General features: G+C 35.5%; 13 protein-coding genes and 1 other RNA gene. 7 read left to right on the top strand and 7 right to left on the bottom strand.

What is annotated here, in order from left to right:
• Positions 1–758: peptidase T (gene pepT, locus ACIQZC_RS03195; protein ID WP_396137796.1), on the bottom strand; the 758-nt coding region annotated here is incomplete at its 3' end.
• Between the two features lie 298 nt (positions 759–1,056).
• Here pepT and ACIQZC_RS03190 point away from each other — a divergent pair.
• The 4 genes from ACIQZC_RS03190 (at position 1,057) to ACIQZC_RS03175 (ending at position 3,306) form a co-directional block, all read left to right on the top strand.
• Positions 1,057–1,497: a transcriptional regulator gene (locus ACIQZC_RS03190; protein ID WP_396137795.1), complete on the top strand. Its 441-nt coding sequence runs from the start codon at positions 1,057–1,059 to the stop codon at positions 1,495–1,497.
• A 5-nt stretch (positions 1,498–1,502) separates the two neighbouring features.
• Positions 1,503–1,940: a nucleotidyl transferase AbiEii/AbiGii toxin family protein gene (locus tag ACIQZC_RS03185; protein WP_396137794.1), complete on the top strand. Its 438-nt coding sequence runs from the start codon at positions 1,503–1,505 to the stop codon at positions 1,938–1,940.
• Between the two features lie 33 nt (positions 1,941–1,973).
• A complete protein-coding gene (locus ACIQZC_RS03180) occupies positions 1,974–2,153 on the top strand; it encodes a hypothetical protein (RefSeq protein WP_396137793.1) in 180 nt (59 codons plus the stop codon).
• A gap of 211 nt (positions 2,154–2,364) precedes the next feature.
• Positions 2,365–3,306: a LamG-like jellyroll fold domain-containing protein gene (locus tag ACIQZC_RS03175; RefSeq protein ID WP_396137792.1), complete on the top strand. Its 942-nt coding sequence runs from the start codon at positions 2,365–2,367 to the stop codon at positions 3,304–3,306.
• Positions 3,307–3,606: 300 nt separating this feature from the next.
• On the opposite strand, the gene ACIQZC_RS03170 is transcribed toward ACIQZC_RS03175, so the two are convergent.
• The 5 genes from ACIQZC_RS03170 to ACIQZC_RS03150 are packed head-to-tail and all read right to left on the bottom strand — an operon-like array spanning position 3,607 to position 13,816.
• Positions 3,607–4,470 (bottom strand): DUF1566 domain-containing protein, encoded by an 864-nt coding sequence (locus ACIQZC_RS03170; protein ID WP_396137791.1) that lies wholly within the window; start codon positions 4,468–4,470, stop codon positions 3,607–3,609.
• Between the two features lie 6 nt (positions 4,471–4,476).
• On the bottom strand, positions 4,477–5,349 hold the full coding sequence (locus ACIQZC_RS03165) for a DUF1566 domain-containing protein (protein WP_396137790.1): 873 nt from the start codon (positions 5,347–5,349) through the stop codon (positions 4,477–4,479).
• A complete protein-coding gene (locus ACIQZC_RS03160) occupies positions 5,349–12,698 on the bottom strand; it encodes a tail fiber domain-containing protein (protein ID WP_396137789.1) in 7,350 nt (2,449 codons plus the stop codon). The genes ACIQZC_RS03165 and ACIQZC_RS03160 overlap by 1 nt, the downstream gene beginning before the upstream one ends.
• 10 nt (positions 12,699–12,708) lie before the next feature.
• Complete coding sequence (locus ACIQZC_RS03155; RefSeq protein ID WP_396137788.1) at positions 12,709–13,338, bottom strand: hypothetical protein; 630 nt, start codon at positions 13,336–13,338, stop codon at positions 12,709–12,711.
• A complete protein-coding gene (locus ACIQZC_RS03150; protein ID WP_396137787.1) occupies positions 13,331–13,816 on the bottom strand; it encodes a T9SS type A sorting domain-containing protein in 486 nt (161 codons plus the stop codon). The genes ACIQZC_RS03155 and ACIQZC_RS03150 overlap by 8 nt, the downstream gene beginning before the upstream one ends.
• A gap of 169 nt (positions 13,817–13,985) precedes the next feature.
• Between ACIQZC_RS03150 and ACIQZC_RS03145 the strand changes: the two genes are divergently transcribed.
• Positions 13,986–15,131, top strand: coding sequence for a helix-turn-helix domain-containing protein (locus tag ACIQZC_RS03145; RefSeq protein ID WP_396137786.1), 1,146 nt, complete (start codon positions 13,986–13,988; stop codon positions 15,129–15,131).
• A gap of 183 nt (positions 15,132–15,314) precedes the next feature.
• Here the strand turns inward: ACIQZC_RS03145 and ssrA are convergent.
• Positions 15,315–15,712: a transfer-messenger RNA gene (gene ssrA / locus ACIQZC_RS03140) on the bottom strand.
• Positions 15,713–15,836: 124 nt separating this feature from the next.
• Between ssrA and ACIQZC_RS03135 the strand changes: the two genes are divergently transcribed.
• On the top strand, positions 15,837–17,039 hold the full coding sequence (locus tag ACIQZC_RS03135; RefSeq protein WP_396137785.1) for an NAD(P)-dependent oxidoreductase: 1,203 nt from the start codon (positions 15,837–15,839) through the stop codon (positions 17,037–17,039).
• Between the two features lie 256 nt (positions 17,040–17,295).
• A partial coding sequence (locus ACIQZC_RS03130; protein ID WP_396137784.1) for an MFS transporter occupies positions 17,296–18,673 on the top strand: 1,378 nt, incomplete at its 3' end.

Here is an 18,673-nt window from a genome sequence, read left to right as displayed (position 1 = left end):
GGAATTTCGTTTTTAGGTAATTTTGAAATGAATTGGTTGGCCAAAAGCATGGAGTTGATCATTTTTCCTTTTGCATATCCCGGATGCACACTTTTTCCTTTGAAGGTAATTTTAGCTCCAGCAGCATTGAAGTTTTCATATTCTAGTTCGCCTATTTGGCTGCCATCCATGGTATAAGCCCATTCGCAACCAAACTGTTCTACATCAAATTTATGTGCGCCCCTTCCAATTTCTTCATCAGGTGTAAATCCAACGCGAATTTTTCCGTGCTTGATTTCAGGATGTTGTATCAGGTATTCCATCGCCGATACGATTTCGGTAATTCCGGCTTTATCATCGGCACCAAGTAGGGTAGTTCCGTCGGTTGTAATTAAAGTCTGTCCTTTGTATTGCAATAAATCTTTGAAATAGGCAGGTGATAAAACGATGTTTTGTTTTTTATTCAAAATGATGTCGCCACCATCATAGTTGGTTATAATTTGAGGTTTTACATTGGCACCAGTAAAATCGGGCGTAGTATCATAATGTGAAATAAAACCAATGGTAGGCACTTCATGTTTTACATTGCTTTCAAGCGTAGCCATTACATATCCATTTTTGTCAATGGTTACTTCGGTTAGGCCTATTTGTTTCAGTTCTTTTACCAAAAGATTGGCTAGGTCTAATTGTTTTTTGGTGCTTGGAGTGGTATTTGAACTCGCATCCGATTCTGTATCTATAGTTACGTAGCTTATAAAGCGATCGATTATGTGTTGCATGATTTAAAAATTTATGCAAATATAGGAAATCAAAAAGCTATTTTAAATAATGATGCTTTGATAATTAGAGTATAAAAAAAAATAACCCCAAAAATGGGGTTATTGTGGAGATAGAAGATTTGTATTCGAACTTTTGAGACTAAAATCCTCTTCAAAAGTAGAGAGTTTTTCTTATGTTTATTTTTTTATCGTTTTCTTAATTTATCAAAAGAATTAAAAATATGTAAACAAATTTGTTTACATTTGCAATATCAATAGCTATTTAAAAAAATATAAAGGAATACACCCGGGATTTATTTTGGAACGAGAATTTAGAAAAAGATCGCTCCACAAGAGACCATTTGCCTTATCTATTGGGGAACATCCACAAACACTTAATGCAATTACCAAAGGTAAACGCAAGTTGAACACAGCTTTAGCACTTAAAATTGAAGAGAAACTTGGATTAGAAGAAGGAACTTTAGCAATACTTCAAACCTACTTTGATATTAATGAGGAAAAGCATAAAAGAGTGGATAATACTCCTGATTTAGCTTTAATTCGAAAGTCATTATTTTGGGACACCGATATCGCTATGATTGATTGGGATAAGCATTATAAAGCAGTTATTCGAAGAATTTTTGAACGAGGAAATGAAATTGAAAAACAAGAGTTAATTCATTTTTATGGTTCGGAGAAAATAGAAACTGCGCTTAATGCATCAAGCGGAAAACCATATACGATTTATAAAAATAAATAGTACTAATGCTTTACTACAAAACTGTAAACGATTTATTAAAAGAAGGATTGGTTCAATTGATGGCAGCTAAAGCGTTTGAAAACTTTAGACTCGTTGGCGGAACATCATTGAGTTTACAAATTGGACACAGGGAATCTATAGATATAGATCTTTTTAGCGATGTTGATTATGGTGAAATAGATTTTGATGCCATTGAGAAGTATTTAGAAGCCAATTATAAATATGTTGACCATCTTTCTAATATAATTCCTGGAATTGGGAAATCGTATTTAATAGGGGAGGATAAAGACAATGCATTAAAGTTGGATATTTTTTATACTGACAAATTTATTCAACCTATTTATTTAGAAGATACTATTCGAATGGCTACAATAGAGGAAATCATTGCCATGAAATTAGATGTAGTTCAAAGGGGTGGTAGAAAAAAAGATTTTTGGGATTAACACGAACTATTTGAAAAGTATAGTTTAACTCAAATGTTAGATTTACACGAACAACGATATCCATATACACACGACATTGATTTGATTATTCAAAATTTTACTGATTTTAGCTTAGCAGATGATGAATTCAATCCTGTTTGTTTCAAAGGCAAATACTGGGAATTTATAAAAGAGGATATTGAAGAAATTATTATGAATTTTAAAACAATATAAATTTCATACTCTGGTTATGATTTTTTGATTACAAAAAAAAGACCTCTTATTTTTATAAGAGGTCTTTTGGTTAGAGTGAAAGAAAAGAGTAGTTGTATCAAACTTTTAATCCTAATTTTTTTAACAAAATAATTAAAGAATCTAATATATTTTATGAATAGATTTTTAAATTCACTAAGTTTGTATATAATAACTTTAAAACCAACTGTTTATGAACTTAAAAAACTACTTTACAATATTCTTTTGTTTTTGTGCTTATATTGTTTCTGCACAACCGCCTGCTTATGTTCCTACCTCAGGCTTACTTGCTTGGTGGGGTATGACTGATGCAACAGATGCGTCAAGTAGTGCAAACACATTAACAGCTTTTAATTTAACTCCTACATCTGATCGATTTGGAAATTCAAATTCAGCATATTCTTTTAACGGTACTTCGAGTTATTTAACGCGAACAAGTTTCGGACACACCTTTACGCAGACCGGAAGTTTTTCAGTATCTATTTGGATTAAAAAAACAAATAATAATGTGGGTGTTGCTATTATGAGTGGAAACACGACAAGTTCGAATTTTATTTGGCTTGTTCAATCTGATGCAACAAAGGCTATTTTCGGGACCAATAAACAGCAGTCTGCTTGGTTTTGGACCAATGCTACAACAAATTTTGTACTCAATCAATGGGAACATTATGTAGGTGTTTATTCAGGAAATACGATGACGTTTTACAGGAATGGTGTTTTACAGGGAACTACCACCAACACGCATACAAATGTAGCCCAAGCCGTTCTTCCTTTTTGGATTGGTCGCGGGGTTTCAGGAGATTATTTTACCGGAAGTTTAGATGACATTGGTATTTGGAATCGAGCGTTAACACCTAATGAAGTGGCAATATTGTTCCAAAGCCCATTAGGATCTAATGATTTTTCTGCTTCAAAAGCATTCGTATTTCCAAACCCGGCAACAAGTATGCTTCAATTAGAAGTTGATGCACAAAACATTGGAAAAGCGTATCAAATTATTGATGAATTGGGAAGAACGGTTTGCACACAAGTTATAGCAGCTACTACTTCCGAAATTTCAATTGCTACATTGAAAACCGGTATGTATTTCTTAAAAATTGATGGAGGCACTCCTGTGAAATTTATAAAGAATTAATTTTTGGTTTAACTTACATCTGTAAACTTTTTGCAGACAATTAATAGTCTGAATTTATTTAAAAACTAAAAGACCTCTTATGAAAATATGAGGTCTTTTTTTAGTGGAGATAGAAGATTTGTCTTCGAACTTTTGAGGCTAAAAATCTTCTTTTAAACACAGTTTATGTTTGCTATTGATAGTGTTACATCAACAAGTAAATCTGTATATATTATTTTGACCAGTAAACATCGTGCGCTGCGCATTAACAATAAATGCAGAGAAGATGAATAATATCGTGGTAATTTTTTTCATAATTGCTTAAAATGTTCTAATGGCTCTAATACCCTTTTGTCCATTCTTATCACTATTACTTTGAGCACCAGTTCCGAAATTTTGAAAAATAGCATAATTCGAGTCACTCTCACTTGAAGACCAATAATGTGTTTCAATAAAATTACCTACTATATTTTTATTTATATACAACTTATTCAGCTCATCTTTACTCGGTAGGTACCAATCAGAATATCCTCCATCTCTTACCGCTCTGGCCAATTTTGCTGCAAAATTATTCTCGCTACATCCTAGTAAGGTTGTAGTATTTGCAGCTCCTGTTCCAAGAGCTGTACTAGTTCCAGCTGGCCAACCCCTACAGCCAAAAACGCGATAACCTTGAGTATCTGAAGTGGCTGCAATTAATCCATGGTATTGCCCAGCCACATAACCAGGATCTCCTGGTTGAAAAATGTAAAATATTTTACCGCCACCATAAATATCTCCAGCGGCTGGGGGAGGTGGCGTAATAGTAGTAAAAGACACTTCTGATCCATAAACAGTTGCCACATTATTGGTAGCAAATGCTCTTACATAATAGGTAGTTGAAATATTCAACCCTGTTAAATTTGTTGAAAAAGTACCAATACCAGCTCCAGACGTTGAATTAAACGTTGAAGCTCCGGGACTTGTGCCCCAAACTAAACCTCTTGAGGTTACAGTTGCACCTCCATCAGAAGTAATAGTTCCACCACTTGTAGCAGTAGTTCCAGTTATAGCTGTTACTGCTGTGGTTACTAAAACAGGAGGAGAGGGTGGCGCCACATAGTTATTTTGACTAGTAAACATGGTGCGCTGTGCATTGGAAGTAAATGCAGAGAAAACGAATAATATCGTGATAATTTTTTTCATAATTGCTTAAAATGTTCTAATTGCTCTAATACCCTTTTGGGCATTCTTATCATCCCCATTCTGACTACCATTACTAAAACTTTGATACCATGCATACGCATCATTCCAAGGGCTCCACTCACTTGAAGACCAATATTTATCATCAATAAAATTACCCACTAAATTTCTGTTCAAATACAATTTATTTAGCTCGTCTTTACTCGGTAGATACCAGTCAGTATATCCTCCATCTCTTACCGCTCTCGCCAATTTTGCTGCAAAAAAAGTATCACTACAACCTAGTAAGGTTGTAGTATTTGCAGCTCCTGTTCCAAGTGCTGTACTAGTTCCTGCAGGCCACCCCCTGCAGCCAAAAACGCGATATCCTTGAGTATCTGAAGTGGCTGCTATTAATCCATGGTATTGCCCAGCCACATAACCCGGATCACCTGGTTGAAAAATGTAAAATATTTTACCGCCACCATAACTATCTCCAGCAGCTGGAGGTGGAGGCGTTATAGTAGTAAAAGATACTTCAGCTCCATAAACAGTTGCCACACTATTGGTAGCAAATGCTCTTACATAATAGGTAGTTGAAATATTTAACCCAGTTAAATTTGTTGAAAAAGTACCAATACCAGCTCCAGAAGTTGAACTAAACGTTGAAGCTCCAGGACTTGTACCCCAAACTAAACCTCTTGAGGTTACCGTTGCGCCTCCATCAGCAGTAATAGTTCCTCCACTTGTAGCAGTTGTGCCAGTTATAGCTGTTACAGCTGTGGTTACTAAAACAGGTGGAGAGGGTGGCGCCACGTAATTATTTTGACTAGTAAACATGGTACGTTGTGCATTGGAAGTAAATGCAGAGAAAACGAATAATAAGGTGATGAGTTTTTTCATTATTTTTTATCTTTTATTAATTTATCAAGCATTAATCTCATTTCGTCAATTTGCTTTTGCTGTGCTTTAATTAGTAATTGTTGTTCTTGAATTCCTTTTGTTAAAACAGGAATAATAGAATTGTAATCTACTGATAGAATTTTATCCTTGTCAGTACCCTCAATAACTAAATAAGGCAATACTTTTTGTAATTCCTGTGCTATAAATCCATTTTCCGTTTTCGCGTAATCGGTTGATTCGATTGAATTTTTCTTAGTATAGTGAACCGGATTCAATTTCATAATGAGGTCTATGCTATTTGGTAGCGGCTGAATATTGGTTTTTAAACGTGCATCAGAAGTCAATTGTGATCCATTCGACCAAATCGTTCCACTAGTTTTTAATTTTACGATTCTACTGTCTCCTAATTGAATAGTATGATGCTCATTGGTATAGGCGTTGTAACCGATTACGATGACATTATCAAGACCACTTTGCGCCTTTGCATTGTATCCTAAAAAGGTACTGTTATAGGTTCGTTGATTCCAAGGAACGCCTCCCGCATTAACTCCAACACCAGTATTTCCTCCTCCGTCAGCTTGACCATCTAGCGCATTGTGTCCAAATGCTGTATTGTAGCTTGACGTTAAAAAATATCCCGCTCCATGTCCAACAGCTGTGTTGAAATTTCCTATTACATTCTGGTTTAATGTTGCAATACCTAAAGATACATTGCCCCACCCCCATAAATTATTATATTGTGATTCATTTCCAATGGCAAGATTATTATATCCACCAACGTTTGAATATAATGTCCCATTCCCAATGGCCATATTGTTGTATCCATTTGTAGTATTGACAAGCGCATCTTTTCCTATAACCATATTATTTTGTAAGGCAAAGTTATCAGTTCCTGAAGTACCTATTTTAATTCCTCTAACTGTTAAATTATAATCTCCTAAATTAACTGCTCCTGAAGCCCCAGAATAAGGCACACCAGCAGACGAAGCCCAAGATGCTGAACTACCATTAGTCGTTAAGAATTTCCCGTTATTTCCACTTTGAGATGGAAGACCAGATGTAGAAATTGCTGAAGTTACAAATGCAGTGGTAGCTAATTGTGTCGTATTTGTTCCAGATGTTGCTGTTGGAGCCGTCGGTGTCCCTGTTAGGGCAGGAGACGCTATAGGTGCCGCACCAGATACATCGCTAACTGGTATAGTTGAACTTGCTGTCATTGCAGATGCACCATTACCTTTCATATAGCCAGTTAATGTGGTTGCTCCAGTACCTCCGTTTGCTACTGCTAAAGTACCAGTTAAGGATGCAGCAGAAGAAACAGGAGTTACCCAAGCTAAAGTTCCACTTCCATTTGAACTTAACACTTGGTTAGCTGTACCGTGTGTATTAGGATAAGTAACTGAACCTGCAGTTAAGGTTCCACTTGTTTGTACATTGGTAACATTTGCATTTCCTAATTGGATGGTATTACTTGTTGCTACTTTAGCGTTAAAACCTATCGCAGTTGCATTTGTTAAATTAACAGAAGAAACATCAGCACTTGCACCTATTGCAGTATTATTGTTACCAGTTGTGTTAGTTTGCAATGAAAGATTACCTATTGCAGTATTGGCAGCTCCAGTATTCAACATTAAGGACTGTGAACCAAATGCTGTATTATCCAGTGATGTAGTAACATTCTTTAAAGCTCTATAGCCCATTGCGGTATTAAATTGTCCGCTAGTTAAACTTTGTAACGATTCGTATCCTGTTGCAGTATTAGCAATAGCAGAATTAGAAACAGCTTGCAAAGCGCCAATACCAACTCCAGTATTTTGAAACGCCCCAGCTCCAGTTATATTACCAGTTGTTTGATGTCCGACTAATAAACCACCCGTGAAACCTGTGCCTTCTAGTTTTGAGGGTAGAGCAGCGCTTGCCCAAGTAGCTATTCCAGTCGCGTTTGTAGTTAATACTTGACCCGCAATTGAATTGTGGGTATTTGGATAGGTAACTGAACCTGCAGTTACTGTTCCGCTTGCATTTAAATTATTGGTATAAATGTTCCCATCCACTCCTAAACCTCCAGCAACTGTTAAAGCTCCTGTTGTTTTACTAGTTGATGCTGTAGTGGGTAACACAGACACTTTTGAAGGATTAATTTCTAAATAAGAAAAAGCATTTGAATTTGATGTTGCAATGCGGAATTTCAATGTAGCTGATCCACCTGCATCAGGGTTATCACTAAACATTCCTGTATTTCTTGCCCAATCACCCCCAATGAAAGAGAAACCTACAGGAGCATTGTATGTAGAACCTGCTGTTGCTTTAATGGACGTATTCCAAGTTGGTAGGTCATTTTCCATTGTCAATAAAGAACCATTACTTCCCTTACTTAATCTGGTTCCAGTACCATTTGCTCCACCATAAATAATATCTCCAGAAGTTGTCATTGGAGATAAAGCATCAAATGCAGTAGTTTTTGTTGTTGATCCGGTTCCTCCATTTGCAACAGCTAAAGTTCCTGAAACGCTAGAGGCCAAATTTGTAGAGGCAACTGTTGCTGCTGTTCCATATCCTTGTCCAATATTCCAATAACAATTGGTGCCATCGTAATAAAAATTCAGAATATCTTTTGCATTCGCAGCTGAAGATAACGTGATTGTAGTAGTAGAAGTTGAACCAAGTACTTTATTTGAAGTAGAAGGTAATGTAATTGTTCTGCCCCCTGTGGCATCTTGAGTTACAACTAATGTTCCATAAGAACCAATTATTGGCATAGATGAAAAACTTAAGGTTCTGTTTCCTCCTAAAGTAACACTTGCGTTCAATCCATTAGTTGGATTCCAATCAATTGTTGCTGCATCAGTTAACGCTTGTGGAGTAGAAGCATAGATAGGAGCAGTTACTGTCCCTGTAAATGTAGGAGAGGCTATAGGTGCCTTCAATGCTAATCCAGGAACTGTTGGTGCATCTGCTGTTCCAGCTAAATCACCTGCTAATTGAAGTTTACCTTTTGCTATTGTGGTTGCATCTGTAATCGTTGCGGATGCAACTGCACCTGTCACAAATTCTGTCGTTGCCACTTGGGTTGTATTTGTTCCTGCTGATGCAGTTGGAGCTACTGGAGTTCCTGTAAATGTTGGAGAGGCAAGCGGTGCTGCACCCGTCACATCAGCTACTGGAATACTTGCATTTGCTGTCATAGCAGATGTACCATTTCCTTTGATATATCCTGTAAGAGTTGCTGCGCCTGAACCTCCATTTGCCACTGGTAAAGTTCCAGAAACTCCTGAAGCCAAGTTTGTTATCACTGCTGGTGTTGCCGTTCCGTATCCTTGTCCAATATTCCAATAACAATTGGTTCCATCATAATAAAAATTCAAAATATCTTTTGCATTCGCAGCTGAAGATAACGTGATTGTAGTAGTAGAAGTTGAACCAAGTACTTTATTTGAAGTAGAAGGTAATGTAATTGTTCTGCCCCCTGTGGCATCTTGAGTTACAACTAATGTTCCATAAGAACCAATTATTGGCATAGATGAAAAACTTAAAGTTCTGTTTCCTCCTAAAGTAACACTTGCGTTTAATCCATTGGCAGGATTCCAAGAAATAGTAGCTGCATCAGTTAACGCTTGTGGAGTAGAAGCAAATATAGGCGCTGTTACTGTTCCTGTAAAAGTAGGAGAAGCGATTGGTGCTTTTAATGCTAATCCAGGAACTGTTGGTGCATCTGCTGTTCCAGCTAAATCACCTGCTAATTGGAGTTTACCTTTTGCTATTGTGGTTGCATCTGTAATCGTTGCCGATGCAACTGCACCTGTTACGAATTCTGTGGTTGCTATTTGAGTTGTATTTGTTCCTGCAGTTGCTGTTGGAGCTATTGGTGTTCCTGTAAACGTTGGCGAAGCGATTGGTGCTGCACCCGTAACATCAGCCACTGGAATATTTGCATTTGCTGTCATAGCAGATGTGCCATTTCCTTTGATATATCCTGTAAGAGTTGCTGCGCCTGAACCTCCATTTGCTACAGGTAAAGTTCCAGAAACACTTGACCCAACATTTGTTGTTGCTGCTGTACCATAACCTTGTCCAATATTCCAATAACAATTGGTTCCATCATAATAAAAATTTAAAATATCTTTTGCATTCGCAGCTGAAGATAATGCAATAGTAGTAGTAGAAGTTGAACCAAGTACTTTATTTGAAGTAGAAGGTAATGTAATTGTTCTGCCCCCTGTGGCATCTTGAGTTACAACTAATGTTCCATAAGAACCAATTGCTGGCATAGATGAAAAACTTAAAGTTCTGTTTCCTCCCAAAGTAACACTTGCGTTCAATCCATTTAGAGGATTCCAAGCAATTGTTGCTGTATCAGTTAATGACTGTGGAGTAGAAGCATAGATAGGAGCAGTTACTGTCCCTGTAAAAGTAGGAGAGGCTATAGGTGCCTTCAATGCTAATCCAGGAACTGTTGGAGCATCTGCTGTTCCAGCTAAATCACCTGCTAGTTGGAGTTTACCTTTTGCTATTGTGGTTGCATCTGTAATCGTTGCGGATGCAACTGCACCTGTTACGAATTCTGTGGTTGCTATTTGAGTTGTATTTGTTCCTGCATTTGCTGTTGGAGCTATTGGAGTTCCTGTAAACGTTGGTGAAGCGATTGGTGCTGCACCCGTCACATCAGCTACTGGAATACTTGCATTCGCTGTCATAGCAGATGTACCATTTCCTTTGATATATCCTGTAAGAGTTGCTGCGCCTGAACCTCCATTTGCTACAGGTAAAGTTCCAGAAACTCCTGAAGCCAAGTTTGTTATCACTGCTGGTGTTGCGGTTCCGTATCCTTGTCCAATATTCCAATAACAATTGGTTCCATCATAATAAAAATTCAAAATATCTTTTGCATTCGCAGCTGAAGATAATGCAATAGTAGTAGTTGAACTTGAACCTAATACTTTGTTTGATGTAGATGGTAAAGTTATTGTTCTTCCCCCTGTGGCATCTTGAGTTACAACTAATGTTCCATAAGAACCTACTGCTGGTGTAGCTGAAAAACTTAAAGTTCTGTTTCCACCTAAAGTAACACTTGCGTTTAATCCATTAGTTGGATTCCAATCAATTGTTGCTGCATCAGTTAACGCTTGTGGAGTAGAAGCATATATAGGAGCGGTTACAGTTCCTGTAAATGTTGGTGAAGCGATTGGTGCTGCACCAAGATTTGTTAACGCTCCAGTTGCTGTTGTTGCTCCTGTACCACCGTTTACTACTGCCACTGTTCCAGACAAACTACTCGCAGTTGGTGCAACCCATGTTAATGTTCCATTTCCTGTTGTGGATAAAACTTGTCCACTTGAACCGTGTGTATTTGGATACGTTACAGCACCAGCTGTTAAAGTACCACTAGTTCTTACGTTTGTGATTGCAGTAGATCCTTGAACAGTTACTCCGTCAGCCCCCAGTTGAATGGTGTTAGGAGAAGTTGTAACTGCCTGATAACCTATAGCTGAAGAATTTACATGACCAGCAGCAGCTAAAGTTCCTACTGCAGTTGCGTTATTTGCGCCAGTCCAAGCCGCAAGTCCTATAGCCACTGATTGATTACCCCCGCCACCAGAAATTGGTCCAATGGCAATTGATGAATTTCCTTGTGTAGCTGTACCTCCTGCTAAATATCCAATAGCAATTGAGGAAGCGCCCTGATTAGTAACTCCCGCATTATATCCGATAGCAATGGCATCATTACCTTGACTTGTTAAACCTGCATCAGCACCAATTGCTACTTTTGTCCCTGATAATCCCAATATACTTTTCACAGCCGGGATCGTAGTTTGTCCTGTTCCACCATTAGATACAGGAACTACACCTGTTACACTCGCTGCGGAACCAGTTATGTTTCCTGTCACTTTTGAACCTGAAACCGTTACAATTTTTGCGTCAGTAACATTGGCATCTAGTATTTTTGAAGTAGTAATTGCATTGTTTGCTATAACTGGAGAAGCTGCTGTTCCAGTTAAATCTCCAGCCAACTGAATTTTACCTTTTGTAGTAGCATCTGCATCTGCAATAGTAGCTGATGAAATTTGAGCATCCACATAAGTTTTTACTGCATTTTGAGTAGGGAATAATACATCACTATTTCCTAAAGTAGTTACAGTTGATTTATTGGTTGAATTTTCTTTATTTGCTAAACCTGGAACCGTTGGTGCAGCAGCTGTTCCACCTAAATCTCCTGCTAACTGAATTTTACCTTTAGTAGTTGCATTTGCATCTGCAATAGTAGCTGATGAAATTTGAGCATCCACATAAGTTTTTACAGCATTTTGAGTAGGGAATAAAGTGGTGCTCGTTCCTAAGGCAGCATTTGATTTATTAGCAGCATCTTCTTTTAACCCTAAAGCTGTTGTGGTAGCCGCTGCGTTTGCAGCAACTGTAGCTTGAAGCGCTGTATTAGACGCATTAACTGAAGTAATATTGGTATCTACATAAGTTTTTACTGCATTTTGTGTTGGAAATAAAACATTGCTCGTTCCTAATGTTGTAGTTGTTGATTTATTCGCAGCATCTTCTTTGGTTGCTAAAGCTGTTGTGTTAGCAGCAGCATTCGAAGTTACTGTATTTTGTAAAGTTGTGATATTATTTTGCAATACTACATCTGCTGCATCGCTATCCGCTTCATTTTGATTTACATCTGCCTGAACTGCAGCTATTGCATTTGTTGCTGCTGTTGCATTTGCAACAACAGTTGCATTAACTGTTGTTATGTTTGAATCAACATAAGTTTTCACAGCATTTTGAGTTGGGAATAACACATTACTAGTTCCTAAAGTAGTAGTTGTAGATTTATTTATCGCATCTTCTTTTAAAGCTAAAGCGTTTGTGGTTGCCGCAGCATTAGCTGCTACTGTTGCTTGAAGTGCTGTTAGCGCAGCTGCACTTTCTGAATTTACTGCATATAACGCAAAAGGAACTGCTGTAAAAGGTTGGTTACTTATTTCTGTGTAATACGAACATACACCTGTCGTACTTAAATCTACTTTTAAGCTCTTAGGATTTGCATTCCAAAGGATAGTAGAAAACGAAGACGCGTAACCGCCAATTTGATCGCCCGTACCAATAACTAAATTCACCATTCCGAATTCATCCGTTGTGGTTTGTATCGTTTCAATATATTCAAATTGCGTATTCTGATCAATAATTGAAAACTTTAAACAAATGTACTTATTTGCTAAAGGTGCATTTGTATTGTTTACTCCTGGTAATTGATCCCCAGAAGGATTCAATATTACAGCTTGATAGGTAATTCCATTTGTTTGAGAATATCCAATGAAGCTCATAAATAATAAAAGTGTAGCTACTATTTTTTTCATGATGTACTATTTATTTTAATGGAAAATGTAATCCAAAGTGAATTTGATTATTTGTAAAAGAAAGTTCTTCTGAAGATGAATTAGAAACATTAAATGCTTTTGAAAATTCGTATCCCGCAGAAATTCTAACGTTTTGGTTAATGGCGTATTGAAAATCAACACCAACGTTTGGTTGTATGGTTAGGCCTTTAAACTCTTCTTGTTTAGTAATGTTGTATACTACATTATTAATAGACTGTTCGCCTTTGATAATAGTTGAAGTAGCAACGCCAAGTTTTGTTTTTACTTTAAACGATTTTGAGTTTTGGAACAACGTATAATTTAACGCATTTTGAACTCCTAGATAATTTGTCTTCCAAGAATAGTTAGCCGTACTTGTGCCACCTTCAGCATTAAATTGATTGTACACAACACTAACAGCATAACTTAATTTATCTGTAGTTGCAGCTTTATTCAACTTAAAATCTAAACCTAACTGGTAAAAAGAACCTTCGCCGCTTCTTAAGTTAGCATTAGTGTTTCCAAGTGAATTTTTATAATCATATTTTGTGAAATTTTTTCCATTAGAAAAAAATAGTTCTTGAGCCTGCAAAAAGCATCCCGAAAACAATACTAGTAATAAAAGGTAATTCTTACTCATTTTTAATAATTTTAGTGTAGTATAAATAGGTTGGATTTGATAGTTTTACAAAATAGGTTGCGCTAGGCAAATGCTTGAGATCTAATACCGTTGTTTGCGCTACTACCTGAAGAAGGTCATTAAAGACTAATCGCCCAGAAACATCAAAAATTTGAATTGAAAGAGTTTCTCCTACATTACCCGAAAAGGTAAAATTGATTAGATCTTTAAAAGGAATGGGGAAAGTGGTAGTAGTAATTGAAACTGAATTGTTCTGCTCAATAATTTTATTCCAATTACTTTGTTGAAAGCCTTGTTGCACTGTGTAGGTGCCTGTTGTGCTTCCGGTTACTGATTGTTGTCCAATTGTGTATTTCACAATTAAACCCGATGGAGCAATTGAATTTCCTCCTTGCGCACTCATCATTTGATGATGTAGGGATTGACCAAAGAATAAAGATGTCGCAAAATTGATTAATAGTAATAATCTAATTTGCATATTTTTATAATTTTTCACAAAACACGTAATTATAAAGTGCTCAAAAAAGTATAAAGATTCTTAATATATATCAAAAAATAGTTTTTGATATAATGCAACCTCTGCAAATAAATGATATACTTTTTTTTTAATTTTATTATTACTAAGTTTGATTATCTAAAATCATTTTATGAATTTACATTTATCGATTCCAGATTTTTTATTATTTGCAGCTACAGTACTTCTGATATTTACGACACTGTTGTTACTCAGAAAAGTTAATTCTAAAAACTATATGCTTATAGGTACATTAGCAATATATTTTAGTTTAATTACCGCAACCATATTACTAATATTATTTACCCGTTACAACATTAAACTTATCGATTCAGCAACTATTCTAGTATTAATGGCAATAGTATATTCACTTTACAATATTTTTCACTATTTCAGTTTACAGCAATTGATTGCAAAAAAAAGTCGGTTAAGTGTACAACATTTACTCCACCTAGCAGTTATTTTAATAGTTGCCATCTTGATTTTTTATTTTTACGAACCGATATATTTCATGAAAAGTAAGGGATATAGTTTTGTATTTGAAACCCAACATTTGATGTCTGTTCAAAATAAAAATTTGATATTACGTTTAGTACGTATAATTCATCCGATATTTTATTTAATGCTTGGCGGTTATTTATTATTTGCATTTTATAATTCTCCTCGATACCTATCCATGCAAAAATCAACGCGTTCTTTTATTTTCTTTTTTTATTTTCAGAAAGTATTTCTTTTCTTCTGGGTTTCGATTGGGTTTATAGGTTATAAAATTGATAAAAATCTATTTAGTTCTATTTCAATGATAGGTTTTTCTTTAACTGTCTTAATAATGTCTAGTTATATTTTATTAAGTCCCAACTTGTTGTTACAAATTACAAAGCTCAATCACATCTCAAAAAAAACTGCAGTAGATACCTCTAAATTTCAAGATTTATTTGCACAATTGAATCTTTTAATGGATAAAAATAAATATTATTTAGATGCCAATTATAGCATTACCAATTTATCATCAGATACTGATATTTCAGCTAATATTATTCGAGAAGTAATTGCCGCAAGCGGCTATAAAAATTTCTCCGCTTTCATAAATTCGTTTCGAATTGCACATGCTGAACGATTAATTTCTAATGGCTATTTGGATACCTTTTCCATTGAATCACTTTGTAAAGATTCTGGATTTCAATCTGAAGTAACTTTTTACCGTGTTTTTAAAAAAGTTAACCACTGTACTCCTAAAGAATTTACCTATAATTTAAAGAACTATAAACAAACAAGTTGATAAACAATTATTAGTTTACAATCTATAGTCTTTTAAGTAGAAATAAATTAGATTCAAAAAGAATCTGTCCGTGATGGTTGGTGAAATTGATTTATTTTAAAATCAAATGTTAGATTTTATAAAAATTTTATTAAAGAAATACCATAAAAAAACCTCTAAATTGCTTTAGAGGTTTTTTGGTTCGAGTGGAGTCGGAGAGAATCGAACTCTCGTCCAAACAAGCAATCAAAGAGGTTTCTACACGCTTAGTTTTCTCTTGGATTTTCGTTTAAAAGCAAGGCAGAAAACAGCCACTTTTAACTTAGCTTTATCAATGTCGGAGCGGATTTAAAGCATTACCGTTCCTAGGTTTACATTTACGGTTCTCCTGAATAAAACGCCATAAACCAAGGCTTTTGAGGAGAATCTAGCTTTCCGACCTGGTCGGAACTAGGCAAATCTTACTTTAATTCAGATTAAGCAGCTAAAGCGTAATTATTTTCGCCGTTTATAGGTGTGTACATTTGGATTTACGAGCTAAACATACAATGCTCGACGTGCTTACTAATTAATTCCACTCGCTGTCAAAACCAGTCGACCCCAATAGAATTAAATCTTCGCAAAATTACGCTGAATATTTCATTAAAAAAAACGTTTGCTTGTAAGTATTGAAAATGTTATATTTGTAACATTCACAAACCCTATAGTTACACTATTTTATATAATATGAAATTCGGAATCCTTACTGAAAGAAAAACTCCACCCGATAGAAGAGTTGTATTTACACCAGAAGAACTTGTTCGTTTAAAAACAACTTTTCCACAAGTTGAATTATTTGTTGAAAGTTCGCCAATTCGTGTTTACACAGATGAGCAATATCAAGAACATGGGATACAAGTTTGTGAGGACATTACTCAATGCGACGTACTTTTTGGAGTTAAAGAAGTTCCTGTAGAAGCCTTGATTCCTAATAAAAAATACTTTTTCTTTTCGCATACTATTAAAAAACAACCTTATAATAGAAAATTATTACAGGCTATTTTAGAGCATAAAATTGATTTGTACGATCATGAAACTATTGCAGACGAGAATAATAAACGCCTGATTGGTTTTGGTCGTTATGCTGGAATTGTTGGGGCTTACAACGGAATTAGAGCTTTTGGTATCAAATATGATTTATTTACATTGGCAAAAGCCGAAACATTAAAAAATCAGGAAGAGTTAATAGCGCGATTGAAACGTCAAATATTACCTAACATAAAAATTGTTTTGACCGGTCATGGTAAAGTAGGGATGGGCGCCAAAGAAATGTTGGACGGAATGAAGATTAAGCAAGTTGCCGCTACTGATTTTCTAACCAAAAACTATTCGGAAGCCGTTTATACGCAAATCGATGTATTGGATTATAACAAAAGAGTAGATGGAAAACCGAGTAGTAAAGCTGATTTTTATGCTAATCCGTCAGAATATTGTTCCGATTTTGAACGATTTACCAAGGTAGCAGATCTTTTTATGGCAGGTCATTTTCATGGAAATGGTGCGCCAGATATTCTTACCCGTGAAATGTTAAATGCTCCCGATAATAAAATACAAGTTGTAGCCGATATTTCATGTGATGTTGATGGACCCATCGCTTGTACGTTAAAAGCTTCCACAATTGCAGATCCATTTTTTGGCTATTTGCCTAGTGAGCACAAAGAAGTTTCATACACACATCCTGCTTCCGTTATGGTAATGTCAGTAGACAATCTTCCTTGCGAATTGCCTAAAGATGCTAGTGAGGGCTTTGGTGAAATGTTCATGAAACACGTCATTCCTGCTTTTTTTAACAACGATAAAGACGGCCTTCTACACAGAGCCAAAATAACCGATAACGGAAAATTAACACCAAGATTTGCCTATCTTCAGGATTATGTTGATGGTAAATAAACAGGCTATCTATGAAAAAATCTTATAGTCTGAAGTTTTTTTATATTTAAGCATCAATATTTTTACTTAACTAAAATTATATAAAACTACTGTTTATGATGATGGCAAAGTATTTAATTGGGAAAAATCCAAAATCTTATGCTATAAAAACTATACAAATGACTTCTAATTCAAAAATTAAGTTAAATTTGGCTAATGGAGTATGAACTTTTATTTGTTCACTCTAAATAATCTAAACTAAACCAATAATTAAATTATGAGTACAAACCAAATTAAAACAAATTACCCTGCATTGTATACGCTTATTACAGTGTTTTTTTTCTGGGGATTTATTGCAGCAGGAAATAGTATTTTTATTCCTTTTTGTAAAAGTTATTTTTCATTGGACCAATTTCAATCTCAATTAGTTGATTTTGCTTTTTATACGGCATATTATGTTGGGGCATTATTATTATTTGCACTCGGTGATTTATCAGGTAAAGATATTGTGGGTAAATGGGGTTATAAGAAAAGTATTGTTTACGGATTGTTGTTTTCTGCTTTAGGTGCAGGAGCCATGATTGTTGCAGTAGAGGCAAGTGTTTATGCTGGAATGCTCGTTGGATTATTTATCGTTGCTTTAGGTTTTTCTTTGCAACAAACGGCAGCCAATCCTTTTGCGATTTTATTAGGTGATCCAAAAACAGGAGCAAGTCGTGTTAATCTTGGTGGAGGAATCAACTCATTTGGAACAACTATTGGACCTATTGTTGTAGCATTAGCTTTATTTGGAACTGCAGCTTCTATTTCCGATGAACAAATTAAAGCTTTAGAATTAAGCAAAGTAGTTTTATTATATATAGGTGTTGGATTGCTATTTATTGCAGCAGCGGCTTTGTTTTACTTTTCTAAAAAAGTACCTAGCGGAATTGCTAATGAACCTATGGAGAAAGCAAATAAAGCGCTAAAAACTTTGGTAATCATGACGATTTTACTAGCAGTAATGTTTACTCCTGTATTTCAAAGTTATAAGAGTAAAGAGGCTAAACAAATAGAAACCATTGAATATGAATTTACGGTGGCTAAAACCGAAAAAAATAAACAAAAACTTGTTGAATTTACTGGTGATCAATTGGCTATTTATACTAAAGCATTAGAACAAAAACAAGAACAATTGACAACTCTTAAAAATAATATTGAAAGAGAACGTATGATGTGGCTTTCAGGTGCCTTATTAGTTGTTGTAGGTGGTTTGTTGTTTTCTTATACTGCAGCTAAAAAGAAAGCTGAAGGTTGGGGAGCCATGCAATATCCACAATTGGTTTTAGGAATGTTGGCCATCTTCACATATGTTGGGGTAGAAGTAGCGATTGGTAGTAATTTAGGTGAGTTATTAAAACTGAAAGAGTTTGGTAGTCTACAATCTTCTGATATTGCACCTTATATTTCTATGTATTGGGGTAGTTTAATGATTGGTCGTTGGGCTGGTGCAATTACCGTTTTTAATTTACAAGGTATCAAGAAAACAATTGCTTTAATTATAGTTCCATTGGTTGCTTTTGGAATTATATTAGGTGTAAATATTCTTTCAGGAAAAGATATGAAACCTTTATATTATTATATTGTTTGTGTAATCGTTCAAATTATAGCGTTCT

The organism is Flavobacterium sp. (assembly GCF_044338735.1).
GTDB lineage: Bacteria > Bacteroidota > Bacteroidia > Flavobacteriales > Flavobacteriaceae > Flavobacterium.
Note: the sequence above shows the minus strand (reverse complement) of the source record. Positions and strands in the feature narration are given on the sequence as shown.